Source organism: Natrarchaeobaculum aegyptiacum (assembly GCF_002156705.1).
GTDB classification, from domain to species: domain Archaea; phylum Halobacteriota; class Halobacteria; order Halobacteriales; family Natrialbaceae; genus Natrarchaeobaculum; species Natrarchaeobaculum aegyptiacum.
Genome location: NZ_CP019893.1, coordinates 903,378 through 928,962, shown reverse-complemented (window position 1 = coordinate 928,962; position 25,585 = coordinate 903,378). Strand labels below are relative to the sequence as shown.

General features: G+C 65.8%; 25 protein-coding genes, 1 tRNA gene and 1 pseudogene. 13 read left to right on the top strand and 14 right to left on the bottom strand.

Features of this window, described 5'->3' with window-relative positions:
• Window positions 1-8: 8 nt before the first annotated feature.
• The gene (locus tag B1756_RS04650; protein ID WP_086887500.1) at window positions 9-950 is read right to left on the bottom strand and encodes a rhomboid family intramembrane serine protease; all 942 of its coding nucleotides are present in this window, start codon (window positions 948-950) and stop codon (window positions 9-11) included.
• Between the two features lie 234 nt (window positions 951-1,184).
• Between B1756_RS04650 and B1756_RS04645 the strand changes: the two genes are divergently transcribed.
• The 4 genes from B1756_RS04645 to B1756_RS04630 are packed head-to-tail and all read left to right on the top strand — an operon-like array spanning window position 1,185 to window position 4,453.
• On the top strand, window positions 1,185-1,718 hold the full coding sequence (locus B1756_RS04645; protein WP_086887499.1) for a ferritin: 534 nt from the start codon (window positions 1,185-1,187) through the stop codon (window positions 1,716-1,718).
• A gap of 59 nt (window positions 1,719-1,777) precedes the next feature.
• Window positions 1,778-2,218 carry a DUF5788 family protein gene (locus B1756_RS04640; protein WP_086887498.1) on the top strand — a complete coding sequence of 147 codons (441 nt, stop codon included), beginning with the start codon at window positions 1,778-1,780 and terminating at the stop codon, window positions 2,216-2,218.
• Entirely contained in the window at window positions 2,218-3,969 is a 1,752-nt protein-coding gene (polX, locus tag B1756_RS04635; protein ID WP_086887497.1) for a DNA polymerase/3'-5' exonuclease PolX, read from the top strand. The genes B1756_RS04640 and polX overlap by 1 nt, the downstream gene beginning before the upstream one ends.
• A 25-nt stretch (window positions 3,970-3,994) precedes the next feature.
• On the top strand, window positions 3,995-4,453 hold the full coding sequence (locus B1756_RS04630; RefSeq protein WP_086887496.1) for a Mut7-C RNAse domain-containing protein: 459 nt from the start codon (window positions 3,995-3,997) through the stop codon (window positions 4,451-4,453).
• A gap of 102 nt (window positions 4,454-4,555) precedes the next feature.
• Here B1756_RS04630 and B1756_RS04625 read toward each other — a convergent pair whose 3' ends face one another.
• Window positions 4,556-5,320, bottom strand: a complete 765-nt coding sequence (locus B1756_RS04625) for a PHP domain-containing protein (RefSeq protein ID WP_086887495.1) — start codon at window positions 5,318-5,320, stop codon at window positions 4,556-4,558.
• Window positions 5,321-5,524: 204 nt separating this feature from the next.
• Between B1756_RS04625 and B1756_RS04620 the strand changes: the two genes are divergently transcribed.
• Together B1756_RS04620 and B1756_RS04615 are read left to right on the top strand one after the other, a co-directional pair.
• Window positions 5,525-5,812: a DUF7565 family protein gene (locus tag B1756_RS04620; protein WP_086887494.1), complete on the top strand. Its 288-nt coding sequence runs from the start codon at window positions 5,525-5,527 to the stop codon at window positions 5,810-5,812.
• Window positions 5,813-5,946: 134 nt separating this feature from the next.
• Window positions 5,947-7,281 (top strand): TIGR00341 family protein, encoded by a 1,335-nt coding sequence (locus tag B1756_RS04615; protein ID WP_086890042.1) that lies wholly within the window; start codon window positions 5,947-5,949, stop codon window positions 7,279-7,281.
• A gap of 199 nt (window positions 7,282-7,480) precedes the next feature.
• On the opposite strand, the pseudogene B1756_RS18990 reads toward B1756_RS04615, so the two are convergent.
• The 3 genes and pseudogenes from B1756_RS18990 to B1756_RS04605 form a co-directional block, all read right to left on the bottom strand.
• A pseudogene (locus tag B1756_RS18990) lies at window positions 7,481-7,564 on the bottom strand (transcription elongation factor Spt5); the annotation flags it as partial.
• 214 nt (window positions 7,565-7,778) lie between these two features.
• The gene (locus B1756_RS04610; protein ID WP_086887493.1) at window positions 7,779-8,216 is read right to left on the bottom strand and encodes a transcription elongation factor Spt5; all 438 of its coding nucleotides are present in this window, start codon (window positions 8,214-8,216) and stop codon (window positions 7,779-7,781) included.
• Window positions 8,216-8,407 carry a protein translocase SEC61 complex subunit gamma gene (locus B1756_RS04605; protein WP_086887492.1) on the bottom strand — a complete coding sequence of 64 codons (192 nt, stop codon included), beginning with the start codon at window positions 8,405-8,407 and terminating at the stop codon, window positions 8,216-8,218. The genes B1756_RS04610 and B1756_RS04605 overlap by 1 nt, the downstream gene beginning before the upstream one ends.
• Window positions 8,408-8,589: 182 nt before the next feature.
• Here B1756_RS04605 and B1756_RS04600 point away from each other — a divergent pair, with 182 nt between their 5' ends.
• Window positions 8,590-8,838: a hypothetical protein gene (locus tag B1756_RS04600; protein ID WP_086887491.1), complete on the top strand. Its 249-nt coding sequence runs from the start codon at window positions 8,590-8,592 to the stop codon at window positions 8,836-8,838.
• 241 nt (window positions 8,839-9,079) lie between these two features.
• Here the strand turns inward: B1756_RS04600 and B1756_RS20335 are convergent, their stop codons facing one another.
• Window positions 9,080-9,229 carry a DUF7837 family putative zinc-binding protein gene (locus tag B1756_RS20335; protein ID WP_479687224.1) on the bottom strand — a complete coding sequence of 50 codons (150 nt, stop codon included), beginning with the start codon at window positions 9,227-9,229 and terminating at the stop codon, window positions 9,080-9,082.
• 437 nt (window positions 9,230-9,666) lie between these two features.
• Window positions 9,667-10,785, bottom strand: coding sequence for a S1C family serine protease (locus B1756_RS04590; RefSeq protein WP_228434472.1), 1,119 nt, complete (start codon window positions 10,783-10,785; stop codon window positions 9,667-9,669).
• Between the two features lie 184 nt (window positions 10,786-10,969).
• Between B1756_RS04590 and B1756_RS04585 the strand changes: the two genes are divergently transcribed.
• Window positions 10,970-12,871 carry a glycoside hydrolase family 15 protein gene (locus B1756_RS04585; RefSeq protein ID WP_086887488.1) on the top strand — a complete coding sequence of 634 codons (1,902 nt, stop codon included), beginning with the start codon at window positions 10,970-10,972 and terminating at the stop codon, window positions 12,869-12,871.
• Window positions 12,872-12,889: 18 nt separating this feature from the next.
• Here B1756_RS04585 and B1756_RS04580 read toward each other — a convergent pair whose 3' ends face one another.
• The 5 genes from B1756_RS04580 to B1756_RS04560 all read right to left on the bottom strand — a co-directional run bounded on the left by B1756_RS04580 (window position 12,890) and on the right by B1756_RS04560 (window position 18,172).
• Entirely contained in the window at window positions 12,890-14,128 is a 1,239-nt protein-coding gene (locus B1756_RS04580; protein WP_086887487.1) for a mandelate racemase/muconate lactonizing enzyme family protein, read from the bottom strand.
• Between the two features lie 103 nt (window positions 14,129-14,231).
• Window positions 14,232-15,299, bottom strand: a complete 1,068-nt coding sequence (locus B1756_RS04575; protein WP_086887486.1) for a glucose 1-dehydrogenase — start codon at window positions 15,297-15,299, stop codon at window positions 14,232-14,234.
• 111 nt (window positions 15,300-15,410) lie between these two features.
• Complete coding sequence (locus B1756_RS04570) at window positions 15,411-16,076, bottom strand: bifunctional 4-hydroxy-2-oxoglutarate aldolase/2-dehydro-3-deoxy-phosphogluconate aldolase (RefSeq protein WP_086887485.1); 666 nt, start codon at window positions 16,074-16,076, stop codon at window positions 15,411-15,413.
• A 185-nt stretch (window positions 16,077-16,261) separates the two neighbouring features.
• Entirely contained in the window at window positions 16,262-17,560 is a 1,299-nt protein-coding gene (locus tag B1756_RS04565) for an alanyl-tRNA editing protein (RefSeq protein WP_086887484.1), read from the bottom strand.
• A gap of 72 nt (window positions 17,561-17,632) precedes the next feature.
• Entirely contained in the window at window positions 17,633-18,172 is a 540-nt protein-coding gene (locus B1756_RS04560; protein ID WP_228434470.1) for a helix-turn-helix domain-containing protein, read from the bottom strand.
• Window positions 18,173-18,308: 136 nt separating this feature from the next.
• On the opposite strand from B1756_RS04560, the gene B1756_RS04555 reads away from it, so the two are divergent.
• Window positions 18,309-18,393 (top strand) — tRNA-Leu (locus B1756_RS04555).
• Between the two features lie 307 nt (window positions 18,394-18,700).
• On the top strand, window positions 18,701-19,264 hold the full coding sequence (locus B1756_RS04550; protein ID WP_086890041.1) for a DUF420 domain-containing protein: 564 nt from the start codon (window positions 18,701-18,703) through the stop codon (window positions 19,262-19,264).
• A 227-nt stretch (window positions 19,265-19,491) separates the two neighbouring features.
• Here the strand turns inward: B1756_RS04550 and purF are convergent, their stop codons facing one another.
• Window positions 19,492-20,964 (bottom strand): amidophosphoribosyltransferase, encoded by a 1,473-nt coding sequence (gene purF, locus B1756_RS04545; protein ID WP_086887482.1) that lies wholly within the window; start codon window positions 20,962-20,964, stop codon window positions 19,492-19,494.
• 788 nt (window positions 20,965-21,752) lie between these two features.
• Here purF and B1756_RS04540 point away from each other — a divergent pair.
• The 3 genes from B1756_RS04540 (at window position 21,753) to B1756_RS04530 (ending at window position 24,330) form a co-directional block, all read left to right on the top strand.
• Entirely contained in the window at window positions 21,753-22,757 is a 1,005-nt protein-coding gene (locus B1756_RS04540; protein ID WP_086887481.1) for a TIGR04024 family LLM class F420-dependent oxidoreductase, read from the top strand.
• Between the two features lie 63 nt (window positions 22,758-22,820).
• Entirely contained in the window at window positions 22,821-23,795 is a 975-nt protein-coding gene (locus B1756_RS04535; protein WP_086887480.1) for an AIR synthase family protein, read from the top strand.
• Window positions 23,796-23,931: 136 nt separating this feature from the next.
• Window positions 23,932-24,330, top strand: a complete 399-nt coding sequence (locus B1756_RS04530; RefSeq protein ID WP_086887479.1) for a DUF7522 family protein — start codon at window positions 23,932-23,934, stop codon at window positions 24,328-24,330.
• Window positions 24,331-24,341: 11 nt separating this feature from the next.
• Here B1756_RS04530 and B1756_RS04525 read toward each other — a convergent pair whose 3' ends face one another.
• Window positions 24,342-25,190: a phosphatase PAP2 family protein gene (locus tag B1756_RS04525; protein WP_086887478.1), complete on the bottom strand. Its 849-nt coding sequence runs from the start codon at window positions 25,188-25,190 to the stop codon at window positions 24,342-24,344.
• Between the last annotated feature and the right edge of the window lie 395 nt (window positions 25,191-25,585).

The following is a 25,585-nucleotide window of genomic DNA, read 5'->3' as shown; positions in this document are numbered from 1 at the left end:
AAATCGGGTCAGAATCGGCGACGGCCGCCGGGACCGCCCGGTCCACCGGGGCCACCCGGCCCACCGGGACCACCACCGCCGAGCTGGAGCTGGTTCGGCGCACGGAGGTTCTGGGTTCGCTTGATGTACTCGCCGTAGGCGAGTCCGGCCACGAGGCCGACGAGGTGAGCCGCGTGGGCGACGTTGAACGCTCCTGCCGAGCCGCCGGCGACCAGCCCGAGGCTGATGAGCGCGAATCCACCGGTCAGCACCCACAGCGGCATCGGGATCATGAAGAAGAGGTAGACCCGCAGGTTCGGGTTCAGGATGGTGATGACGCCCATAATCGCGAGCGCGGCACCGCTGGCACCGAGGACGGCAGAGGGTTCACCCTGCGCGATCGAGATGCCGATCTGGCCGAGACCGGCGAGGACGCCGCTGACGATGAACAGCAGGACGAACTTCAGCGAGCCGACGTAGCGCTCGACGAGCGGCCCGAAGAAGAAGATCACGATGCTGTTGGCGACGATGTGGAAGACGCCGATGGGACTGTGAGCGAAGATAGACGTGATCCACGTCCAGACGTACTCGGGGTGGGCTGTCGAGAGGGTAAACAGCGCGTCGTGGAGCGGCCAGCCACCGACCGTGAGCGCGAGCCACTGAAAGAGGAACGTCAGCCACATCAGCGCGAGGATGGTGTAGGTCATGTTCCCGCGGAAGTACGCGAGCGGCCCGCCGGGCCCCGTGTCGATCCGCAGTTTGTCCGTGAGACTCGAGGCGCTCGAGCCCCCGCCTGACTGGACGCTGTCGTCGAAGCCGCTGTCGAAGACGCCCTGCGGATCGTTCCACTCGTAGAGCGCAGAGCAGTCGTGGTTTTCCGGCAGCCGGTGGTCGGCACAGTAGGTCCCGCCGCAGTGCCGACAGTTGTACGGCATACTTTCGTCTTTTCCACAGACGTCGCACGTGGCCATTGCAGGTGGGTAAGGGTGGCATGGCTAAGGGAGTTGGGGTTCTGCCAGATCCGTTCACGGCTACGGTCGCAGGCTCGAGTCTCTGCGGGCGAACGATGGCGCTGTCGTCGGCAGTGTCGCCAGCGGTGTCAGCGTCGACAGCGTCCAGCGGTTCTGTCTCCGGATTCGGATGCTGGGGTCTGGCCAGGACCACCCCAAGGATGATGCGCTCTCCGAATAGTTCGCCTAGCTACTATGCTCTCTGAACCGATCGAAGACGCGCTGAACGAGCAGATCAACGCCGAACTCTACTCGTCGTACCTCTACCTCTCGATGGCGGCCTACTACGAGGCGGAGGGACTCCCCGGGTTTGCGTCGTGGATGCGCGCTCAGGCCGACGAGGAGCGCGAACACGCGATGCGCATCTACGAGTTCGTCATCGAACGTGACGGTCGGGTGACTCTCGAGGCAATCGACAGCCCACAGACGGAGTGGGACAGTCCGGCCGACGCCTTCGAGGCCGCCTACGAACACGAAGTCGAGATCACCGGGATGATCGACGATCTGGTCGCACTCGCCCGCAAAGAGAGCGACAACGCCACCGAGAACATGCTCCAGTGGTTCGTCGCCGAACAGGTCGAAGAGGAGGCGACCGCACAGGGTATCCTCGACAAACTCAGGTACGTCGGAGACGACGGCCCCGGCCTCCTGATGATCGATCAGGAACTCTCCCAGCGCGGAGGGGCGGACGACTCGAGTGAAAACGGCGACGCAGACTCACTGGAGTAGCTGTACGACGACCAGCCGCTCGGTATAGCTTTTTGAGTCGCCGGACCCGAACGGAGAGTGTGCAAGCCTACGAGCGCAAACAGCTGCTCGAGCGCGTCGAGCGCGAGGGGGCGACCGTCGGCGCGGACATCCCGGAGACGATCGAGGTTCAGGGCGAGGAGATCGACCTCCGGACGTTCGTCTTCGAGATCAAGCGCCGCGACACGGTGCCGCCGGGCGAACGCGAGCGCGTCGAGCGAGCGAAGAAGAACCTGCGCCGGGAACGCCTCCAGCGCGTCCAGCGGATCGAGGAGGGCGACATCACCCGGGAAGAAGGCGAGGAGCTCGCCCGGAGTGTCATCGGCATCGATCGGGCGCTGAACGCCCTCGAGAGCCTCGGTCCCACGGATCTCGAGCGCGAGCAGAAAGCCCAGCAGGCGGCCGATCGCAAGCGCTGGATGTCGTTCCTCCAGAAGGCCCTCGGCAAGGACGACGGTGGCAGTTCACGGAGGGGTCGGTGATGGTCACTAACGCCGAACTCGCGGGCCGATTCGAGGAGTTCGCCGACCTGCTCGAGGCCGACGAGGTCGAGTACAAGCCGCGAGCCTACCGCCGCGCCGCCGAGAACGTCCGTGCCTTCCCGGTGCCGATCGCCGACCGCGTCGAGGCCGGCGACGAGGACGTCTTACAGGAGATTGACGGCGTCGGCGACGCCATCGCCGGAAAGATCGTCGAGTACGTCGAGACCGGCGAGATAGAAGAACTCGAGGCTCTCAAAGAGGAGTTACCGATCGACATCGCCGACCTCACGCGCATCGAGGGCGTCGGCCCCAAGACGGCGGGGAAACTCTACCGCGAACTCGGGATCGAGACCCTGGACGATCTCGAGGAGGCGGCCGAGGCCGGGGAGATTCAGGAGGTCAAGGGCTTCGGCCCCAAGACGGAGGAAAACATCCGCGAGAACCTCGAGTTCGCCCGGCAGGTCGGGCAGCGTCAGCTGCTGGGTGAAGGTCGGCCGCTGGCCGACGACGTACTCGCGTTTCTCGAGAGCCTCGACGCAGTCGAGCGGGTCGAGGTCGCAGGCTCGATCCGGCGCTGGCGGGAGACGATCGGCGACGTGGACGTGCTCGCTGGGACCGAGGCCGGCGAGGACGTCGTCGAGGCGTTCGTCGACTGGGAGTCCGTCGATGCGGAGATCGAGTCCGGGCCGTCGAAGGCCAGCGTCCGGGTCGGCGAGATTCGAGTCGACCTCCGCGTGGTGGTCCCCGGGGAGTTCGGCGCTGCACTGCAGTACTTCACGGGGAGCAAGGACCACAACGTCAGGCTGCGCAACTACGCGATCGACCGCGAGATGAAGCTAAACGAGTACGGCGCGTTCGACGTCTCCGACGTCGAGGACCACGAATCCGACCAGCGCGTGGGCGAGCGCGTCGCCGGCGAGACGGAAGCGGGGATGTACGAGGCGCTCGGGCTGCCGTGGATCCCACCCGAACTGCGCGAGGATCGCGGCGAGATCGACGCCGCCGAGGCGGGCGAACTACCGGATCTGCTCACCCGTGAGGACGTTCGGGGCGACCTCCACACCCACACCGAGTGGTCCGACGGCAACACCTCCATCGAGCCGATGGTCGACGCCGCCGAAGCGCTGGGTTACGACTACTACGCCGTCGCCGACCACGCCGAAGGACCGGGGATCGTCGGCGGCGTCGGGCTCTCGGAGGATGAACTGCTCGAGCAGGCCGAACGGATTCGCGAGATCGACGCCAACCGAGAGATCACGGTGCTCGCGGGCGTCGAGGCCAACGTCGACGCCGAGGGTGAGATCGGCCTCTCTGCGGACGTGATCGACGCGCTGGACGTGATCGTCGCCTCACCGCACAGCGCGCTCTCTCAGGACGCAGAGACCGCGACCGAGCGGCTCGTCCGGGCAGTCGAGAATCCCGCGGTCGACGTGCTCGGCCACCCGAGCGGTCGTCTGCTCAACGAGCGTTCCGGCCTCGACTTCGACGTCACCCGCCTCGCTCGAGCGGCCGCAGACAGCGGGACTGCCCTCGAGGTCAACTCGGATCCACGCCGGCTCGACCTCTGGGGGAGCGCCGTCCAGGCGACCCTCGAGGAGGGTGCGACGATCGCGATCGACACCGACGCCCACCAGCCTGCCACGCTCGAGTTCGTCCGGTGGGGCATCCACACCGCCCGCCGCGGCTGGGCCGAGCCCGCAGACGTGATCAACTGCTGGGACCTCGAGGACCTGCAGGCGTTCTTGCACTGACCGGTAGAGTCACGGATTTCGAGACATGAGTCGACGGTTCCTCCTCGACGTCATGTGCGGCGGCCTCGTCGCCTACCTGCGAATGTGCAACCACGACACCGTCTACGCTGGCGACGTGGGGCTCGAGGCCGACGACGCCCTGCTCGAGCGCGCTCGCGCGGACGAACGGACGCTTCTCACACGAGACGTCCAGCTCGCGAGTCGTGGTGAGGACGCACTCTTGCTCGAGTCTCACGACGTGGAGGATCAGCTCGCAGAACTCGGTGCCGCGGGGGTCGACCTGACGCTCGCCGACGAGCCCGACCGCTGCGGGCGCTGTAACGGCCGGCTCGAGCGCGTTCCACCCGACGAGTCGACGCCCGAGTACGCTCCAGCCCCCGCCGAGACGTCCGTCTGGTGCTGTCAGGACTGCAGTCAGTACTTCTGGAAGGGAAGCCACTGGGACCGGGTCGCCGAGACGCTCGAGCACGTCGATGATCGGTAATCGGTGACCGGTGGTCGGTGATCGGTACTCGAGACACTCAGGATGGCACGACGGCTTCGGGACAGCGAGTCCCAGTACTATGAACCGACAGTACGGCGACGCTCAGTACAGCGCCACGTCCTCGAACCGGCCGTCGTAGGCGATGTGACGGGGGTGCGTCGGCTCGAGTCCTTGCAGGAAAAAGCGGTCGATCTTCTCCCAGGTGTTCTCGTAGACGAGGTGGGCGAGTTCGCCTGCGGTCGTCCGCAGTCGGGTCGCCCCGTTGTCGTAGACGATCCGCCGGGCCGTATCCTCCGCGAACGCTCGACAGAGATCCGCTTCGCTCTCGATGGTGGCGTCGAACGCCGTGCAGGCGACGCCGACGGAGTCCGGAAGGTGGGCGTAGGAGGAGGTAAACGGCGCGATCTCGAGGTGGTCAGCGATATCGCGGGCACGGCGATTGTGCCACGGGAAGTGCTTCGGGTTGAAAATCTCGACCGCGTCGATGGCCTCGCGGTAGGTCGCGATGTCTTCGGCGGCGAGACTCACGTTGGCGAACTCCGGATGCGGGGCGAGTACGGTCGCGTCCTGCCGTTCGAACTCGGCCATCGCCGCCTCGAGCGGGATGAAATCGGGCACAGGTTCGGAAAGTCCGATCGCGAGGACGTGCTTGCGGTGCTTCCAGGTCCCGGTGAACACTTCGCGTGCGGGAACCACGAGGAGGTCGTCGCTCGAGTATTCTGCGGCCTGCTGGCGGATTTCGGGGAGTCGCGTGAAGTGGGGTGCGTAGACGAGCACGTCGAGCCCGGCCCGGCGCGCTCGCTCGACGACTCGTTCGTTCAGCACCTTCACGTGGCAGTCGACTCGCGTCGCTTCGCCGTCGCTCACGAGAACACGTTTCGTGAGCGGTGAGTTAGTGGTTCTGATTCGTTCGCCAGTGGCGTGCGTGCCGGTCTCGAGCGTGTCGCGGGCGATTTCGACTCCGGACGGCTCCCGCGGTCACAGTCTATTCGAACTCGAGACGCCTAATATGAACGTCCGTCGTCGCGCCGACGAAAAACCCATTACGTCTCCCCGTCGATGTGTCGACGAATGGCCTGGGAATGTGGCATCGACGATTGCGGCTCGGTCTTCGGCGACGTCGAGGACCTCGTCGTTCATCAGGCGACCGAGCACGAGCGACGAGAGTGTAAAGTCTGTGGCACCGTCGTCCCCGACGGCTACCTCGCGATCCGACACGCGTTCACCGAACACAGCCGCGCCGAGTACGTCCGCGCCTACGACGCCGACGCAGAAGACGTCCGCCAGCGCGAGGAACTGCTCGAGGAGATCGAATCCGAGGCTGACATGGAACGGATCGCAACCGAACTGAAGCGGTAACTGTCACCCGACTCCTCGGGGCCGGCCAGATCGTCTGCAGGCGACGACCCGCGTCGCATCGACTGTTCGACGTGCGAGAGTGTCATCGCCACCCGAACCAACTGGTTTGTACCCGCTCGACGTACGCGTTCGACGTGCGGTACGTCGAGGTCCTGATCCCGGCTGGCAGCGAAGAGTCCGTCTTCGAGGTCCTCGAGGAGGAAGAGATCCGGTACGTCGTCAGCGAGTCGGTCAGCGACGAGGAGTACGCCGCTGCCGTCAGGTTCCCACTCCCGAGTGACGCGGTCGAACGCGTTCTCGATCGCTTACGCGAGGTTGGCATCGGGACCGACGCCAGCGCCGTCGTCATCGACGCCGAGGCGATCGTCTCCGAACAGACCGACTACCCCCGGTCGAGATCGGCTCGAGGCGCCATCGGCGGTGACCGAATCTCGAGACAGGAACTGCAGGCGAAAGCGGCGGGGCTGACGCCGACGTTTCCCGTCTACGCGACGATGACGCTCGTCAGCGCGATCGTCGCGACCGCGGGACTCTTGCTCGACTCCCCGGCGGTCGTCGTCGGCTCGATGGTCATCGCCCCGCTGATCGGCCCGGCGCTGGCTACGAGCGTCGGGACCGTCGTCGACGATCCAGCCCTCCAGTCGACCGGACTCGTCTACCAGATCAGCGGCATCACGATCGCGATCCTCGGTGCAATCTGTCTCGCGAGTATCACTCGGCTGGTGGGCCTCGAGCCTGCCGGGATCGACATCGTCGCCGTCGCCGAACTCGAAGAACGCGTCGCACCGAACCTGCTCGCGCTCCTGATCGCCCTCGGCGCTGGCGTCGCGGGCGTCCTGAGTCTCACGCGGGAACTCTCCGAGGCGATCGTCGGCGTGATGATCGCCGCGGCACTCATCCCCCCGGCCGCGGCCGTCGGGATCGCCGTCAGCTGGGGGATCTACGGTGCTGCCGTCGGAGCGATGGTCCTCGTCCTCGTCAACACGCTCTCGATCAACTTCGCTGCGCTGGTTACCCTCTGGGCGGCCGAATACCGGCCAGCGAACCTGTTTGCCGTCACGACGGCCCGGAAACAGACCATCGCGATGGCGACGCTTACCGGCCTGTTGATGGTCGCGCTGCTGGTCCCACTCGTCGGTGCGACGCTCGTCGAACTCGAGGCCGCACAGCTCGAGTCGGACGTCGAAACCGACGTCGACGCAGTGCTCGCGGATCCGGCGTTCGACGGCGTCGAGACGACGGCGGTGTCGGTCGAACTCGGTGACGATTATCCCATTCGCTCGCTCGACCAGCTCGTGATCGTCCTCTCTGGCCCCGAACAGGGTCCCGATCCGGCGCTCGTCGAGCGACTCGTCGCAGCGGCCGACCGCCACGTCGACGAGCCGATGACGGTCACTGTCGAGTTCGTCGCTGCCGACCATACGGAAATCGGTGGTGAGGTGGCCGCCCCGAGCCACGGCGGGACGTAACGTCTCCGTCCACGGACGAGTCGGGCCGGCGCGAAAACAGCGACCGTGCCAGTGGTGACGGAACCAGTCAGCAAGAACCGACTCGCTACCGCTCGTCGGATGCTCACGGGCGCAACGCGCCCGTTCGCATGGTTCGACGAACTATCGTTCGTCGCTATATTCAGCGCGGTTGCACCGCGCTGACTGCTTGATGAGCGCCTTAGCGCTCATCACTGTCGAGCACGCGAATCTGGTCGCCCCGCACCGTGACCGGAATCGGAACCGTCGCGCTCCTAAATTTTACTGCGTCGGGTTCGCTCACGTCGTTCGCTCACCGCTCCTTGCAAAATTTAGTACAAAACGTTCTCGGTGCTCACGTCGCTCACACCGAGTGAACCGACTCGCTACCGCTCGTCGGATGCTCACGGGCGCAACGCGCCCGTTCGCATGGTTCGACGAACTATCGTTCGTCGCTATATTCAGCGCGGTTGCACCGCGCTGACTGCTTGATGAGCGCCTTAGCGCTCATCACTGTCGAGCACGCGAATCTGGTCGCCCCGCACCGTGACCGGAATCGGAACCGTCGCCTCGTACAGTTCGACGGTGACCTGATCTTTGCCTTCGTCGATTCGCTGGACCTGTGCTTTCTCGCCTTTGAACGGGCCGGCGATGAGTTCGACGATGTCGCCCTCGGCGATTCCCTCGACGTCGGGTTTCGGCGAGAGGAAGTGCTCGACCTCCGAGATGTCCGACTCGCCGGGGACGATACTCCGGGCGTGGGGAATGTCCTCGAGCACGCGCTCGATCACGTTGTGGTCGTCGGCTTCGACCATCACGTAGGAAGTCAACGAATCTGGCGCGAGTGCGGCGTGGACTTCGGGCTCTTCGCGGTTGATGATCATGTCGGCGACGGTCTGCTCCTGGCTCGCCGTGGTCTTGACCGCGTAGATGCCCATCAGAAGCCACCACCGGGGGCTGCGCCGCCGGTCAACAGCAGCATGACGCTGCCGATGATGAAGCCGAGGAACCCGACGAGCAGGATCCCAGCACCGGCGATCTTCGACACCTGAAGGAACTCCTCTGTCGTGGGTGTCGTCGCCATCTTCAACACCCGAACGTACGAGGTGAGGTCGTACGGAACGTCCATATCTATCCGTTCACACTCCGCGGCCTTTTATCTGTCTTTCGTGTCCGCCGGCACGTTCGCTCGAGCGACAGGTTCCCGTAGCGTCTTCAGCCTCGACGACCCGCCGCTCTCGCAATCCCCTCGGCCGACGTTGCAGGCGACGGCCCGACGGACAAACCTGCAGGCCGCGAACCGCGAGTATCATGGCCGAAGACGACGCCGACCGCGCGAACGAGGTCGAGGCGGAACGAGAAGCAGAGATCGGCGAGGAACTCGAGCGGATCGACCGCGACCGTGACGAGGTCTCAGAGGGCGACAGCGACCTCGGGACCCAGAACGCGCCCCGAGAAGACGCCGAGGAGATCGAGGAGCTGGAAGACGCCGAAGCGACGGACGAGGAACTCGAGGACATCCCCGAGGACGTCGACGACGTCGAGGGAATCGACGAGTAGTGGCGACAGCTCCTCGAGGGAGCCGCCGGGCTCGAGTGCGGCTAACGTCACCCACGACGAGTGTGTAGTCGTTGCGAGATGGAAGTCGTCACAGTTCGTAGCGGGCGAGTTCCGAACTCCCACAGTGTGGACACGACCCGGCGTCGTGCTCGAGTTTCGACCCGCACTGGCGGCACTCGACCAGCACTTCTGTCGAGCCAGAGTAGACGAAGACGCGCTTCAATTCTCGGAACATAGCGAATTACTCGGGACTGACGACGTCGCGACAGTCGGGACACGATGCCCAGACGGACGGCCCGTCCGTTGCCTCGTACTCGATCAGCGTGTGCCCGCGATGGATCTCACTACCGCATCGAGGGCACGCACCGAGTCGTGGGTTTTGAGCGACCATGGTCAGTCTGCGTTCGAAACGGGTGAACAGGGTATTCCGGCGGAGTTGAGACACTCGAGGAGTCCGACTGTACACCCCTACTGGACCCTGATGGTGGAACGGGCTTATACCCCGGCCAAGCGGAGTGAAAGTGAAGCCGACGTCGAGAATCGGTGCCGCAAGTGAGAAACTCGAGACGCTGGCGTCGGTCTCCAGACTCTCGCGAGCACCTGTGTGGTGTGGTGTGGTGTGGTGTGGTGTGGTGTGGTGTGGTGTGGTGTGGTGTGGTGTGGTGTGGTGTGGTGTGGTGTGGTGTGGTGTGGTGTGGTGTGGTGTGGTGAGTGCGTGACGTCGGATGAGCGTGATTCGACACCACATCACAGGACATTCGCCAAATGTCCCGGCGCAACCGCCGCCTGGGTCGCGGTTGCGCCGGAACTGACGTACAGCGAACCGCATCAGGGCACGTCGACGTCCGGCCGCTCGTCGAGCGTCACGTCGACGGTCTCGCGCTCGTCGTCGCGGATCACCTCGAGGTCGACCTCGTCGCCGGGGCTCGTCTCGAGTGCGAGGTACGTCGTGAGCCGTTCCTGTGTGGGGACCGCTTCGTCGTCGATGGCGACGAGGACGTCGCCGCCGATGGGGATCGGGCGTCCGTCGACCAGGGCGACCTCGTCTGCGGTCTCGAGGACGTCCGCTGCGGGGCCGTCGGGGTCGGTTTCGACGACCTGCACGCCACGGGCGTCCTCGAGGTCGTTGACCTGAGCGGCCAGCGGACCGACCGGTTCGGTGCCGACGCCGAGGTAGGGGTGGGCGTACTCGCCCTCGTCGCGGAGTTCGGGGACGACGCGCGAGACGAGCTGGGCGGGGATAGCGAAGCCGACGGTCCGTCCGGCCCCGGCGAAGACGACGCCGACGACGTCGCCGTCGAGGGTGACGAGCGGTCCGCCGCTGTTACCGGGGTCGACGGCGGCGTCGGTCTGGATGGCGGCGGGGATGGCGAAGCCGGTCGGGCTCGGCAGCGACCGATCGACGCCGCTGACGATTCCCTGACTGACGGAGGCGTCCAGGCCGAGTGGGTTACCGAGTGCGAGTACCTCCTGTCCGACCTCGGGATCGTCGTCGGCGAGCGAGAGGCCCTCGACGCTGTCGGGCACGTCGTCGACCTCGAGGACGGCGAGGTCGCTGTGGTCGTCGGTGCCGAGGACCTCTCCGGTTCGCCACTGCTCGTCGGTGAACTGGAGTTCGACTGCGTCTGCGTCCCCGACCACGTGGTCGTTCGTCACGACGACGTCGTCGACGACGAAGCCGGAACCGAGGCCAGCGGGGACCTCCTCCTCAGGGTCGGGGGGATCCGGCGTCCCGGGATCGCCGTCCTCGGCTGGATCCGTGGCCGTCACCGGGGTGACGAGGACGACGTCGTCGATCGTCTCCTCGTAGACGTCGGTGTACTCCTGGGCGACGACGCGGTCGCCGCGGGCAGCGAAGCCCGTCGTCGCGGTGGCTCCGGTGATGCCGGCGACGGCGGTCAGGCGAAGCAATCGTCTGCGAGACAGCGTGGACCGATTCGACGTCACGGGGGATTCCACCTCGAGGAGGGACGTAAACCTTCCACCGGCACGAGTCGACGGTCGTTGGCCGGTGTGGGTGGAGCCGATCGACGGATGCTGAACGAGGGCCGATCCCGGACCCCCACGACTGTCCCCGGCGTGTGCTGGCCCGCGTTTACGTACGCGAGCGCAACGTAGACACGTCGGGCGTATGGAGTATCTACCGATTTCCGAGTACGGTGTCGTCGGGAACGACGACCGGTGCGCGCTCGTCGGTCGAAACGGCTCGATCGACTGGTGTTGTTTCCCGCATCTCGAGGACGCGAGTGTGTTCGCACGGCTGCTCGACGCCGACCGCGGCGGTCACTTCGCCGTCTCGCCGGTGGCCGACTTCGAGTCGAGTCACCGCTACCTCGACCGGACGAACGTCCTCGAGACGACCTTCGAAACCGACGACGGACAGGCAAGGGTGCTCGATTTCATGCCGATCCGGGAACACGAAGCTCCCGGACACGGCGACGAGCGCTTCCAGCAGGCACTCTACCGTCGACTCGAGTGCGAACGCGGTCGGGTCGACTTCGGTGTGGAGTTCGCACCACGGTTCGACTACGCCAGAGTCGATCCCTCGTTCGACCGGATGAACGACGGCGTGCTGGCCTGTGGCGACACCGAACGACTCGGGCTGTACGCAGACGACGACGTGGACCTCGAGGTGGTCGCAGACGAGGGGCGAGTCGACGGCACGGTGACCCTCGAGGCCGACGAGGGCTGCTGGATCGGCGTCCAGTACGGCGGCCGGGAACCGCTCGCGTCGGTCGACCGCGACGAGGCACTCGAGGCGACGAAGCACTACTGGCGGGAGTGGCTGGGTGGACGGGACGGCTCGCCTGCGTCGATGCCCGAGCACTGGCACGAACACGTCGTCCGGTCGGAACTGGTGTTGAAACTCCTGATCCACCACGAGACGGGGGCGATTCCGGCGGCGGCGACGACCTCCGTTCCCGAGAAGATCGGCGACCCGCGCACGTGGGACTACCGCTACAACTGGATTCGTGACGCGAAGTTCACCGTGCAGGCGCTCCACGACACGGGTCACCGGGAGGAGGCCAGACACTACTTCGAGTGGTTCTCGGAACTCGCCCGCCGCGGCCCCGACGAGATCCAGCCGCTGTACGGTCTCCACGGCGAGACCGACGTCGAGGAGATCGAACTCGAGCACCTCTCGGGGTACCGGGACACGGGGCCAGTCCGAATCGGAAACGGTGCCGCGCCACAGTTCCAGATCGACGCCTACGGGACGATCGTTCAGGCGCTGTACGAGACGGTCCAGTTCGACGAGGAGACGACGATCACCGACGACGAGTGGAGTGCCATCTGCGAACTCGTCGACTTCGTCTGTGATAACTGGGAGAAGAAAGACGCCGGCATCTGGGAGTTTCGCGACGAGCGTCGGCACTTCCTGCACTCGAAGTTGCTGTGCTGGGTCGCGCTCGATCGGGGACTCGCGCTCGCGACCGAGAACGGCTTCGACGCGCCACTCGACCGGTGGCGCGAGGGGCGCGAGGCGATTCGCGAGGCGATCGAAGAACGCGGCTACAGCGACTCTGCAGGCAGTTTCGTCCAGCACTTCGAGAGCGACGAGGCGATCGACGCCACCGCACTCCTGATACCGATCTACGAGTTCCTGCCGCCCGAGGACGAGCGCGTCCAGTCGACCATCGACACCGTCTGTGATCGGCTCACGACCGAGGACGGACTGGTCGTCCGGTTCGTCGACTCCGACATCCGGCGCGACGAGGAGGAGGCCTTCGGGCTCTGTTCGTTCTGGCTCGTCGACGCGCTCGTCCTCTCGAACCAGCTCGAGCGCGCCCGCGAGTACTTCGAGAACGTCCTCGAGTGCGCCAGCCCGCTCGGGCTCTACTCGGAGAAGATCGATCCCGAAGACGGCACGTTACTGGGGAATTTTCCGCAGGCGTTCTCTCACCTCGGATTGATCAACAGCGTCACCTACCTCGCGCGGGCGCTGGATGCAGATGGTGAGGTCACGCCCGAGGATTTCGATCCGGACAACGTCGAGACGCTGTTCAGGCGCGGTGATCCGCCGGAACCCTGACTGCCGTCTGGTCCACCGTCAGGCCTCGTCGAATAGTTCTTCGCCGTCGATCATGTGCTCAGCGACGGCGTCCATGTCGAGGGTGACACCCAGCCCCGGCTCTTCGGGGATCTCGATGTAGCCGTCCTCGATGACGTCTTCCTCGACCAGGTCTGCCCACCAGCCGAGTTCGTAGCTGTGGTACTCGACGGCCAGTACGTTCGGGATCGCTGCGCCGACGTGGGCGCTCGCCATCGTCGCGACCGGCGAGGAGACGTTGTGCATCGCCACGGGAACGTAGTAGGTGTCCGCGAGGTCCGCGATCTTTCGGGTCTCGCGCATCCCGCCGACTTTCGGCATGTCCGGGGCGACGATGTCGACCGCTTGCTCCTCGAGCAGGCGACGCTGGCCGTGTTTGCGGTAGACGTTCTCACCCGCGGCGACAGGCGTCGTCGTCGACTGGGTGACCGACCGCTGGACGTCGTGGTTCTCCGGCGGGACGGGATCCTCGAGCCACCAGACGTCGTACTCCTCGAGGCGCTTTGCGAGGCGTTTCGCAGAGCCACCGGAGAACGTCCAGTGGCAGTCGAAGGCGACGTCGGCGCGCGATCCGACCCGCTGGGTGACGGCCTCGACGATGCTCGCTTTGTGCTCGATTTCGGCGTTCCGGAGGTGACGGTTCGCGCGATCCTTCTCGTGACCCGAGGGGACGTCGAGGTCGAACTTCAGCGCGTCGTAGCCGAGCTCCTCGACGACGCGTTCGGCCTCGTCGGCGCAGGCGATCGGTTCGGCTTCCTCCTCGGTGTGGCAGTCACAGTAGACCCGGACCTCGTCGCGGTATTTGCCGCCCAGCAGCTGGTAGGCCGGCACCTCGAGGATCTTGCCCGCGAGGTCGTGGAGGGCGACCTCGATGCCCGAGATGGCGGTGACGGTGACGCCGCCGATCGAGCCTTCGCCGGACATCTTCTGGACGAGGTGTTCGGTCAGGCGATCGATGTCGAGCGGGTTCTCCCCACGCAGGAACGGGGCCATTCGTTCGATGAGTTCGGGCGCGCCGGCACCCCAGTAGGCCTCGCCGGTCCCCACGATTCCGGCGTCGGTGTAGACGCGCACGAGCGTCCACGGGAAGTTGCCGTCGACCATGGTCGTCTGGACGTCCGTGATCTCGACGTCTCGCCCACCGCCGCGCTCGCGGGTGACGTTCATCGTCTCCGCGGAAAGCTCCCGCATCGTATACTCCGCGTTCGGGTCGCGAAGCTGTGAGTAATCGACTCCCATGTGTTTAAATATTCACACCAAAGATAGTAATTGTTTTCATCGTCCGGTCGCTCTAGACGTTCTCGAGCGAACGGCGAAACTGCTCGTCTCGCAGACGACTCGACTACAGCGAATCGAACTCGACGGCGGTCTTGATCACGTCGTCACGTTCGTCGAAGGCCTTCTCGTACTCCTCGAGCCCGTAAACGCCGGTCACGAGGTCTTCGAACACCCAGTCGGGAAGGTCCCCGAGCGTGTCGACGGCGGCCTCGAAGTGGTCCCGATTGGAGTTTACAGTGCCGACGAGTGCCTTGTTGTGAAGTACGAATTCGCGGTGGAGTCGCCCGCCGTCGATCTCGAACTCCCAGTCTCCGGGGACGCCGACGAGCGCGCCGACGCCGTTCGGTGCGAGCGCCTCGATCGTCTCGAAGGCGTGTCTGGCGTAGCCCGTCGCCTCGTAGACGAGGTCGACGGGTTCGTGGACGTCGGGAATCTCCGGCACCGGCGTCTCGCGGGAGTCGACGTAGGTTGCACCGAGGTCCTCGACGAAGTCGATCGTCGGATCGGGCCGGTCCCGCCGGCCGAGACAGTACGCCCGCTCGACCTCGAGTACGTCAGTGAGGATCGCGAGTGTTAGCAAGCCGAGCGAGCCGTTGCCGAGCACGAGCGCCGACTCGAGGTCCCACTCGAAGGGCTCGCGGCTGGCGAGGGCGTACTCGAGAGCCTTCTCGGTGATGCTCACCGGCTCGACGAGAAAGCCCAGGTGAGCGAGGTCCTCGGGGATCGGGACGAGGTCTTCGGCGGGACTGGTGACGTACTCGGCCATGAAGCCGTCAGCGCCGGCGATGCCGCGCTCGACGTACTCCCCCTCCGGTGCCATGTCCGGTTCACCGCGTTCGAAGTACGCGTTCGACCCGTTCGGCGGCCGGCGGACCGTCGGAACGACCACGTCACCGACCGCGAAGTCGGTCCCTCCCGGCTTCTCGACGACGCCGACAGCCTCGTGACCCAGCACCAGCCGATCGGCTCCCTCGGGCGGCTCGCCGTGGTGACCGGCGATCACCTCTCGGTCGGTCCCGTCGACGCCCACGCGCAGGGTCCGGACGAGCGCCTCCCCCGATCCTGGCTCGGGTCTCGGCCGCTCGAGTCGGGTGGGCTCGCCGGCGCCCGGCTCGACAGTGATCACGTCCATACACGCCACGACGACTGCCGGGAATAAAACGTTACCTCAATCGTAGTAAATTGTGAAGGTCACGGAATCCGACTGACTGTGGGGCTGGTACGTGCGTCCCCGGCGACCCAGTTACGATTCGTTCCCGCCGTGGCGGGCCGCCGCCACGGCTTCGACCATCGTCTCGGCGTGCTCGCGAACGCGGTCGAAATCACCGTCGGCGATCGCCTCGCTGTCGACCAGCGAGCCACCCGCGCCGACCGCCATCGCACCGGCATCGAAGAACGCCTCGACGTTCTCGCTCGAGACGCCGCCGGTCGGGACGAGGTCGACGTCGCCGAGAGGCCCCTGGAGCGCAGAGAGGTGGTCCGGCCCGAGCGTGCTCGCGGGGAACACCTTGAGGACGCGGGCCCCCTCTTCGAGGGCGCGCACCGCCTCCGTAGGGGTCATCACGCCTGGCACGGGGAGCACGCCGTGGCGGTTACAGGTCCGAACGACCGACGGCTCGAGGTGCGGTGAGATGACGAACGAGGCGCCCGCGTCGATTACCGCCTGGGCTGTCTCGGCGTCGAGGACAGTTCCCGCCCCGACGAGGACGTCCTCGTCTGCGAATTCTCGATCCAGCGTCGCGACCGTCTCGGCCGTGTGACGTCCGTCTGCGGTGACTTCCAGTGCCGTCACGCCCGCGTCAACCAGTGCTCGTGTGGCTGACACGGCGTCTGCCTCGTCGACTCCTCTGATCACTGCGACCAGACCGCACTCGGCAATCTGGTCTCGAACTGACCGGCGCTCTGTCATCGTCTTACGACTCCCTTCGCGACTCGACGGGAATAACGTTACTCACGACCGAGTGACTGTTCGACTCGCGTTGGAGACTCCGGTGGCATCTGCCGGTAGAGAAACCGATAGTTATCTCTACTGCCCACGTCCACTCGCTGTCGAGGTCATGCCTGCTGTTTCCACTCTCGGCAGCGATCGACTACCTACTCGAGCGAGCGCCGCATCTCGGCTGGCGGGACCCCGAATCCGCCTCCCTGAGCGAGACGGTCGTCACCGCCGCCGCCACCGCCGAAGGTTTCGGTGAGTTCGTCGACGACAGCCGTCGCCGATCGCGAGCCGGTCGACCCCACGACTGCGTACGTCGAATCGCCGCCACCGAGTGCGACGACGACGGCCGCATCAGTGTCTGTAAGTCGGTCGTCGACGACGTCTTTCGTAACGTCGGCAGGGAGATCCCCAACCGTCGCGACCAGCCACTGCTCGTCCTCTCGCTCGACCGTCTTCTCTCCCTCGAGCCGGGCGGCTACGAGGTCGCGTTCGCGGGAGCGAAGCTGCTCGGAGAGTGCGTCCCGGTCGTCGGACAGCCGCTCGAGCGCGCCGGGAACGTCCGAAATACCTGTCCCGAGGAGGCGCTTCGCATCGAAGACGGCTCGCTTCTCGACGCTTCGGCGCTCGATCCCGGGTGGGCCGACGGCGAACTCGACCCGCGTGACTCCCTCGCCGGGATTCGAGCGCTCGAGAACGGTCACGGGGCCGATTTCCCGCGTGTTCCGGACGTGGGTGCCGCCGCAGGCGGCGACGTCCCAGTGGTTTCCGTTTCGGTTATCTTTGCCGGCAACTGTGACGGTCGCGCCGCCGGCGAGTCGACTCCCGTTCGACGTCGGCCCGTCGCTCCCGCCGTTGCCGCTGGCCTCGGGGCCGCCGATCGTGACCAGTCTGACTCGTCCCTTCGCGAACGCCCCCTCCTCGGTCGCTTCGTTGAACGCGACGTCCTCGCGCTCGCGAACCTCGGCGACAGGGTGGTCGTCCCACGAGACCGGTCGTGACTCCCAGACGACGCGGTTGACCGCCTCTTCCAGCTCGATCAGCGTCTCGTCGTCGACCTCGGTCTGCGTCTCGAGGTCGACGCGGACCTTCTCGTCGCCGATGTCGAAGCCGGCGTACGAGAGTTCGTCGAACAGGCGTCGTCCCGCGCCGTAGAGGACGTGACTCGCCGTGTGGGCGCGCATGCAGTACATCCGGTACTCCCAGTCGATCGAACACAGCACGCGGTGGCCCACTTTGAACGACGGCTCCTCGGCGAGGTAGTGGACCGGTTCGCCGTCCTCGACCCTGACGTCTTCGACCCTGACGTCGTCGATCTGGCCCCGGTCAGCCGGCTGTCCCCCGCTCTCGGCGTAAAAGTAGCTGCGCTCGAGCCAGACGCGTCGGCCGTCGATCGACGTCACCGCTGTCTGAAACCGCGTGGTGTACGGTTCCGCTGCTGCGCGTTGCCCGCTCATCGGTCGTTCTCCGACGCCTGGCAGTAAAAGTCTGCTCGCCGACCGGTCCGACTGACCGGGACGGCCCGGTGATTACTCGGCGAGTTCGACGTCCAGAAACTCCTCGAGGGCGTCGATGAGACCGCCGCCGACACCGGCCTGGGTCGCCCGTCCCTGTTCGACCGCCAGCAGGTCCTGCTCGCGACAGCCGAGTTCGGCCGCGAGTTCCTCGCGCTGGAGTCCGGCTTCCCGGCGTGCCTCGACGACGACCTCGTCGTAGCCCGAAACGAGGTACGGCAACGGGTCGTCGTCGTAGTTGGTCCCCTCGCGCTCCCAGTGTTCGGAGTCGCCATCCCAGACGGGATTGGCCTTCGCGACGTTCTGGGCAGCTTTCTTCTTCCGGCGCTGTTCCTCGTCGACCGGGTCACCGCCGTCTCGCGTGCCGCCGCTCGACCCCCGGCCACCGGAGCCACCGCCCGACCGGGAACTGTCGTCGTGGGGGGCACAGCTCGGGCAGACCTCGAGTTCGGCACCGGCGACGGTTGCGACCCGGAGGGAGTCGCTCTCGGCACCACAGAGTTCGCAGTTCGTTCCACCGCCGCCAGTGGACGAACCCGTCGAGTACTTTGCCATGGTAGCTTTTGGCAACTGTCGCATTTCAAGCCACCGCTCCCAGCGGTTCCGTGTGACCCCGCCGCAGGCACCGACTCAAAAGAAAGGGCTTTAGTAACACCGGTGGGTACGAGAGAGTGCGGAAAAGAAACAGCGAGCGTGGGTAGCCAAGCCAGGCCAACGGCGCAGCGTTGAGGGCGCTGTCCCGTAGGGGTCCGCCGGTTCGAATCCGGTCCCACGCATCGCACACGCGGCGCCACGCGCCGCGAGACGCGAGGCGGTGTAACCGCCGAGCGACACGATGCAGGTGATCTCCCTTCGTGGACATCACCCACGCATAACTTCTGACAGAACTACACCACCTACCAGCAGGACTGTCTCTGGGTGCTGTCCCGGAGGGGTCCGCCGATGAGCGACTGACTCTGCAAGTACGGGACGTCGTCATCACCGTCGTGATCACCGCATCCGGACGACCACTCGAGCCCCATCGCTACCGACACCCGAGACAGTAACGCCTTTCCTGCCACGCTCGAACGTCCGGGCATGGACCTGCAGGTCGTCCCTCGAGAGCGCGTGCGGCCGGTGACTGCCATTTTGAGTGTCGTCTCGCTCGCGATCGTCTTCGCGGCAGCGGGCGGGCAGATCCCACCGTCGCTGGTGCCAGACGCGCCGGGGTGGCTGCTCGATGCGATCCCGCACGTGAACGTGGTGATCAGTGCGGCGGCGATCGTCACCATCGCGCTGGGCTGGCGGGCGATTCGCCGAGGGAACGTCGACCGGCACCGCATCCTGATGGTGACGTCGTTCCTGCTCTTCGCGGCCTTCCTCGTGCTCTACCTGTTCCGGTTGATCTCGACGGGTGGGCCGGACCCGTTCCCGGGACCCGACGCGGTGTACCGGTTCGTCTACCTGCCGGTGCTCGCGATTCACATCTTCCTGGCCGTGGTTTGCGTGCCGCTGGTCTACTACGCGCTCGTGCTCGCGATGGCCTACCCGATCGAGGAGCTACCTCGAACGAATCACGCTCGTTTCGGCCGCTACGCGGCGAGCCTGTGGCTGATCTCGTTTTCACTCGGGATCGTCGTCTACGTGCTGTTGCACGTCGGCTACTGACTACCAGCGACCGCTCGAGAGCAACTCGAAGCGTCCGTGGTGGAACCAGGTTCGCCGGAACGAAAGCGGGTCGACGACCGATGTGGAGGACGCTTCGCGTTCGGAATGGCGTCAGGGGTGTGTTTCATCGATCGTGTGGTCGGCTGTACCGACCACCGATACCGTGGCGGCGTTGCCGCCACGCAGTCGAGGTCGCGCCGGAGTCGAAGCCGCATCACAAACGTTCGTCAGTCGTCGGCGTGTAGCGGCGTTTCGTCGATCTCGGGGCGGGTGACGTCGCGGTCGGTCGTCTCGCCCTCGATCTCGTAGGGGTACTCGCCGGTGACACAGCCGAGACAGAGGTCGATGCGTTCCTTGCCCAGCACCTCGGCGACGGCGTCGGTCGAGAGGTACGCGAGGCTGTCGGCCTGAATTTCGTCGCGAATCTCGTCGGTCGTCCTGTCGGAGGCGATCAGTTCCTCGCGGGTGGCCATGTCGATCCCCATGTAACACGGGGCGACGATCGCTGGCGCGCCGATGCGGACGTGGACCTCCTCGGCCCCGCAGTCTTTGAGCAACTGGACGAGTTGCGTCGAGGTGGTCCCACGGACGATCGAGTCGTCGATGACGGTGACCGTTCTGCCCTCGATAGTCGATTTGATCGGGTTCAGTTTGAGACGGACGGCGCGTTCACGTTCGTCCTGCGTGGGCATGATGAACGTCCGCCCGACGTAGCGATTTTTCATCAGGCCCTCGGCGAACTCGACGCCATCTTCGTCGTCGGGGCGGATCTCGCCGTCGGCGGTCGTCTCGCTCGCGGCGTCAGCGTAGCCGGAGGCGAACGCACGACCGGAGTCCGGGACGGGCATCACGACGTCGGTCTCGACGCCGCTTTCCTCCCAGAGCTTGCGTCCGAGGTTCCGCCGGGCCTCGTAGACCAGCGTCTCGTCGATGACGCTGTCCGGGCGGGCGAAGTAGACGTGCTCGAAGAAGCAATGAGCCGTATTGTCACGCTCGATCAACTGGTAGGAGTCGAACCCGCCGCCGTCTTCGTGCAGGACGATCAGTTCGCCCGGCTTCACGTCGCGGACGAGTTCCCCATCGAGCGTGTCGATCGCCGCCGACTCGGAGGCGAGGATGTAGCCATCCTCGAGTTTCCCGATACAGAGCGGGCGGTTCCCGAGCGGGTCGCGGACGCCGAGGACGGTCTCGTCGTGGCTGATCGTCAGCGCGTAGGAGCCGTGGATACGCTCCATCGTGTGTTTGACCGCGCGGACGAGGTCCTCTTTGAGCAGGTTTCGCGCGAGATCGTGGGCGATGACCTCGGTGTCGCCGTCGCTGGTGAAGGCGTGGCCGACGGCAGCGAGGTCGTCGCGGATCTCGTCGGCGTTGACGAGGTTGCCGTTGTGGCTGAGCCCGAGCGAACCGCTCTTGAAGGAGACGGAAAACGGCTGTGCACAGCTCGAGTCGACCGACCCGGCGGTCGGGTAGCGGACGTGGCCGATGCCGGCCGAGCCGTTGAGCACGTCGAGGTCGCTCTCGTCGAAGACCTCGCCGACGAGGCCCATGTCGACGTGGCTGTGTTGCTGGAACCCGTCGTGGGTGACGATCCCCGCGGACTCCTGACCGCGGTGCTGGAGTGCGTACAGCGCGTAGTACAACGGTCGTGCCGCGTCTCGACCGGCAAGTGAGACGCCGACGACGCCGCACTTCTCGGTCATTCCTGTTCGCCGGGGAGTCTCGCCCCGCCCATCAGTCATGGGAGTCTGTAGGGCACCGGGTCGATAAAAATCCCCGTGTTTGTGCTGTCAAACCAGTTCTCGAGTTGGTGTGGTATCCACGATCGTGCATAGAATCACACAGTCCCTTTCGCTGCTCCGGCACCTGATCTCTCCGTCCCGGGCAGTCGGTCGTCTGTCAGCCGCCCGTCTGACGGTCGCTTTCGCAGGCGACGGGACGGCCGTCGTTCGACGCTGGTGACCGTTCTACGCGATGAAATCTGGGTGAATTGCAAGTACCCGTCTATCGGTTGTATTCGACCATCAGCGGCCGTGATGTTCCGGATGAGTCCTCGTTAAGTGCGAATAATTCGGCTAAAATATATAAATTTTCATAAATATAGTGAAATAGTCTAAAGAATGCAAGGTATTATTTTACAGCAGGGACGACCACCGGTTGCAGATGTCTAGACGACCACGAACGCGACGCGGCGGCCTATCGGCCGCAGGCACTGGAATCGTTGTCTCGCTGGCTGGTTGTGCTGACAATGGAGACGACGCCCTCTGATCGGCACCGAACCGACGTCCCTGTACCGGCCGGCGGGTCGACTTCCCAACTCGGTGCGAACACCCGCTACGACCGGGGGACTCCATTTCTTCGACCGTATCCGTCGGACCCGAAATTCGCTGGGGTCCGTTCGATACCAGACCTTGGAGTCCACTGTGAACGACTCGCAGTGGGCGCGCCGTTCCCATACACCCAAAGGGCAGGGGGCCGTCTGTGAGTGGTGATGACTGACAGAGAGGTTCACCTGCCGGTCGCCGCACAGCCGACGGTCGACGCGATCGTCGACTACGCCCAGACAGCCGAACGTGGCGGATACGACTGCGTCTGGCTCCCCGAGACGTGGGGGCGAGACGCCGTGACCGTGCTGACGGCTATCGCCGAACGCACCGAAGAGATCGACCTCGGGCCCAGTATCGTCAACACCTACTCGAGGACACCTGCGCTGCTCGGGCAGACCGCCGCGACGCTGCAGGAGGTCTCCGACGGCCGGTTCCGGCTCGGTATCGGACCGAGCGGCCCCATCGTGATCGAGAACTGGCACGGCGTCGAGTACGGCAACCCGCTGCGGCGAACGCGGGAAACCGTCGAAATCGTCCGTAAAGTGCTCTCCGGCGAGGAACTCGAGTACGACGGCGAGGACTTCTCGCTGTCGGGCTTTCGCCTGCGCTGTGACTCACCCGAGCCGGCACCACCGGTCGAGGTGACCGGGATGGGGCCCAAGGCCGTCGAACTCGCGGGCCGATTCGCCGACGGCTGGCACGGCATCATGCTCACTCCCGACGGCGTCCGGGACCGCCTCGCAGACGTCGAACGCGGTGCGGAACTGGGCGACCGTGACCCCGATGACGTAACCGTCTCGATCGGTGTCAACTGCTGTGTGCTCGAGGACGAAGAACGGGCCCGCGAACTCGCCCGCCAGCACGTCGCCTTCTACGTCGGCGGGATGGGTACCTTCTACCGCGATGCGCTCGTCCGACAGGGCTACGACGAGGCCGAAGCCATCTACGACGCCTGGCAGGAGGGCGACCGCGAGCGCGCCCTCGACTTGCTGGGTGACGACCTGCTCGATCAGCTCTGTGCGGCAGGCGACCTCGAGACGGCTCGCGAGAGCCTCGAGCGCTACGAGGCCGTCGACGGGCTAGACGCCGTGATGGTGAGTTTCCCGCGCGGGGCGACCGAAGACGACGTGCGCGAGACGATGGACGCGCTGGCCCCGGCGAACGACTGACCGGAAACCGGTGGATCCACCGATCCCGACAGCTACAAACGGCCGATCCTCCCAGTACTCAGTATGCCAGGCAAGGTCGCGCCCGACGACCTGCTCGAGCACGTCTTCGACCGGACTGGTGCGCCGGACGACGCGGTCGTGCAGGGACCGGCCTACGGTGAGGACGCAGCCGCTATCGATCCGCCCGACGGAACCCTCGTGGTAAGCACCGACCCGATCTCGCTGTCGGCCTCGGCCGTCGGCACCCTCGGGGTCCACGTCGCCTGTAACGACGTGGCCGCCTCGGGGGCCGACCCCCGGTGGCTGACGGTCGTCGTGATGCTCCCCGACGAGGAGTCGTCCCTCGAGACGATTACCGGCGATATCGACGACGCTGCCCGCGAGATCGGCGTCAGCGTCGTCGGCGGCCACTCCGAGTACGTCGACGCGCTCGAGCGCCCGCTGGTCTGTCTGACGGCGATGGGCACCACCGACCGGTTCGTCCCGACCGGGGGTGCCGGGACAGGGGATCGAATCGTCCTGACGAAAGCGGCGGGCGTCGAGGGAACGGCGATCCTCGCGGCCGACTTCGGGGACGACCTCGGCGTCGACGACCCCACCTGTCGACGGGCCGAGCGATTCCTCGAGGAGGTGAGCGTCGTCCCGGACGCTCACGTCCTCCGGGAGTACGCGACGGCCATGCACGACCCGACGGAAGGTGGCGTCGCTGCCGGTCTGCTCGAGCTTGCTGTCGCCTCTGGGGGACGCCTCGTGGTCGACCGCGACGCTGTCCCGATCAGAGCCGAGACCGAGACGCTCTGTGACGCCGCGGGCGTCGACCCGCTCTGCATCTTTGGCTCCGGCGCGCTCCTCGCGACGGTCCCCGACGACGAGGTCGACGACGCACTCGCCGATCTCGAGGCCGCCGGACTCGAGGCGGCGGCGATCGGGACTGTCGAGGCGGGAGAACCGGAACTCCGCCTCGGCTCCGAATCGATCACCGAACCCGTCGTCGACGACCTCTATCCGCTCTGGGCGGCGGTCGACGAGGACGCGTGACGATCGACAGGCCGACTCGCTTCCGTTTCTCCCGACCATCGCGACGTTCTCGAAACGTGACGGTGTCCTGACGACTCTGGGCGGAAGCCAATAGCTATATCTTATACCGATGACCATGGCTGGTAAGGGATACATAATGTCAGGGGGAACGCCAGAGGCGATCTGGAACGTGCTTACAGACCGGATCGGCGACGATTTGCGTGCGGTGATCCGGTACGGGCCGACCGAATCGGAATCCAAACTCCGCCCGGACGTCAGGCGGCGATACTCGACAGACGCCCTCCGCGATCTCGTCGATCGAACGATCGTAGCTCAGCTCGGTCATCGGCGGGCACAGCAGACCGTCGCGGCTGGCGACCTCACCGCCGTCGTCCGGGTGTTCGAAGACGCCTGGATCGTCTCGTGCCCGGATCCGGCAGACAGAAAGTGCGGCGTGTTGCTCTCGATCGATCGGGACGGCGACCAGACGACGATGGCCGACCTCGAGTGGTGTCTTGGGTACGTAGAGCAGGAGGTCGTCGGTGCGACGACCTGACCGGTTGCCCGTCAGCCGGCCAGCCAGCGCTCCGGGACGGCATCGAGTCCTCGAGCGACGACAGCCGGGGCGAGGAAGATCCACGCGACGAGAACCGCGTAGAGGGCGACCAGCCCCGGTCGAGCGCTTCCGACGACTGACTCGAGTGCGCGAATTGCGACTGTAACGCTGCCAGCGACGCCGACGAGGACGACGCCCTCGAGCGGCGAGCGCAGTGCTGGGAGCTGATCGACGCTCCTGCCCGCGAGCAGGCCACCGATCGCACCACCCAGTCCGAGCAGTGCGTCGTCGCTCCCGCCGGTGAGTGCGACCGCCGGGATCGAGACGACGAGTGCGAGCAGGAAGATGCGCGTCGGATCGGCGCGCGTGAGGCGGACGACGCTCGCGAGGACGACGATGCCGAGTGCGATCCCGACGACGACGTCACCCAGATAGTGGACGCCGAGTGCGACGCGTGAAAGTGAGACGAGGCCGACGACCACCGCGACGGCAGCCAGCGCTCGCCAGTCGCGGATCCTGTCGAACGCGACGACGAGGCCGCCGTAGACGACGACCGCCGCGAAGGCGTGCCCGCTCGGAAAGCCGTAGCCCTCGACCTCGAGCGGGACCAGCAGGGCCTCCTCGGGCGGTCTCGGGAGCGCGAGGATCGCCTTGACCGCGAGCAACAGGGGGAGACCAGCGATCGCGTACCCGATCGCGAGGGCGACCCGTCGCCGGTGAGCACTCGCCAGCCAGAACAGCGTCCCGAGCAATGCCATGGGGACAGTCGTCCCGCCGAGGGCGGTCACGAGGAGAATCGCGTCGGCGAGTTCGGGTGAGACGGCGTCGCGGACGACCGCACTCTGGTCCTCGAGGCGCATTCGGTTCGATTCTCGGTGCTCGCGCGCGCCCCATCGGCCTATCGATTTACACGTAGATCGCATCAGACGGTTGCTGACGAGTCGCGATCCAGAACGAGGTCCGTTGCCGCGGTCGATACTTCGAATCCTGTCCCTCGAACTGGTCGGGAGGACGCCGTCTTCCGACCCGGGACCCGTCAACTGTCTGCCCCCGACTCGCGTGACGAACTACTAGCCGTGAGCGCCCCTTCGCGCCGTAACGATCCGCTGCCCGGCGAGCTCGAGCCACAGTCCGTCGACGCCCACGGCTGCTCCTGTCCGGAGCACTGTTCGCCTCCCGACGTCCCACCGGTGGACGGCCTCTCCGGGTGGATTCTGTCACTCTGGATGGTTGATTGCGGGAAAACATATCGGGT

Bases quoted from the DNA above. Each gene is read 5' to 3' on its own strand.
- B1756_RS04530 (WP_086887479.1), top strand. From the start codon at position 23,932: ATGTCAGGGGGAACGCCAGAGGCGATCTGGAACGTGCTTACAGACCGG.
- B1756_RS04585 (WP_086887488.1), top strand. From the start codon at position 10,970: ATGGAGTATCTACCGATTTCCGAGTACGGTGTCGTCGGGAACGACGAC.
- B1756_RS04650 (WP_086887500.1), bottom strand. From the start codon at position 950: ATGGCCACGTGCGACGTCTGTGGAAAAGACGAAAGTATGCCGTACAAC.
- B1756_RS04620 (WP_086887494.1), top strand. From the start codon at position 5,525: ATGGCCTGGGAATGTGGCATCGACGATTGCGGCTCGGTCTTCGGCGAC.
- B1756_RS04565 (WP_086887484.1), bottom strand. From the start codon at position 17,560: ATGAGCGGGCAACGCGCAGCAGCGGAACCGTACACCACGCGGTTTCAG.
- B1756_RS04570 (WP_086887485.1), bottom strand. From the start codon at position 16,076: ATGACAGAGCGCCGGTCAGTTCGAGACCAGATTGCCGAGTGCGGTCTG.
- B1756_RS04610 (WP_086887493.1), bottom strand. From the start codon at position 8,216: ATGGGCATCTACGCGGTCAAGACCACGGCGAGCCAGGAGCAGACCGTC.
- B1756_RS04540 (WP_086887481.1), top strand. From the start codon at position 21,753: ATGACTGACAGAGAGGTTCACCTGCCGGTCGCCGCACAGCCGACGGTC.
- B1756_RS04645 (WP_086887499.1), top strand. From the start codon at position 1,185: ATGCTCTCTGAACCGATCGAAGACGCGCTGAACGAGCAGATCAACGCC.
- B1756_RS04630 (WP_086887496.1), top strand. From the start codon at position 3,995: ATGAGTCGACGGTTCCTCCTCGACGTCATGTGCGGCGGCCTCGTCGCC.
- purF (WP_086887482.1), bottom strand. From the start codon at position 20,964: ATGACCGAGAAGTGCGGCGTCGTCGGCGTCTCACTTGCCGGTCGAGAC.
- B1756_RS04535 (WP_086887480.1), top strand. From the start codon at position 22,821: ATGCCAGGCAAGGTCGCGCCCGACGACCTGCTCGAGCACGTCTTCGAC.
- B1756_RS04575 (WP_086887486.1), bottom strand. From the start codon at position 15,299: ATGGACGTGATCACTGTCGAGCCGGGCGCCGGCGAGCCCACCCGACTC.
- B1756_RS20335 (WP_479687224.1), bottom strand. From the start codon at position 9,229: ATGGTCGCTCAAAACCCACGACTCGGTGCGTGCCCTCGATGCGGTAGT.
- B1756_RS04580 (WP_086887487.1), bottom strand. From the start codon at position 14,128: ATGGGAGTCGATTACTCACAGCTTCGCGACCCGAACGCGGAGTATACG.
- polX (WP_086887497.1), top strand. From the start codon at position 2,218: ATGGTCACTAACGCCGAACTCGCGGGCCGATTCGAGGAGTTCGCCGAC.
- B1756_RS04600 (WP_086887491.1), top strand. From the start codon at position 8,590: ATGGCCGAAGACGACGCCGACCGCGCGAACGAGGTCGAGGCGGAACGA.
- B1756_RS04525 (WP_086887478.1), bottom strand. From the start codon at position 25,190: ATGCGCCTCGAGGACCAGAGTGCGGTCGTCCGCGACGCCGTCTCACCC.
- B1756_RS04605 (WP_086887492.1), bottom strand. From the start codon at position 8,407: ATGGACGTTCCGTACGACCTCACCTCGTACGTTCGGGTGTTGAAGATG.
- B1756_RS04560 (WP_228434470.1), bottom strand. From the start codon at position 18,172: ATGGCAAAGTACTCGACGGGTTCGTCCACTGGCGGCGGTGGAACGAAC.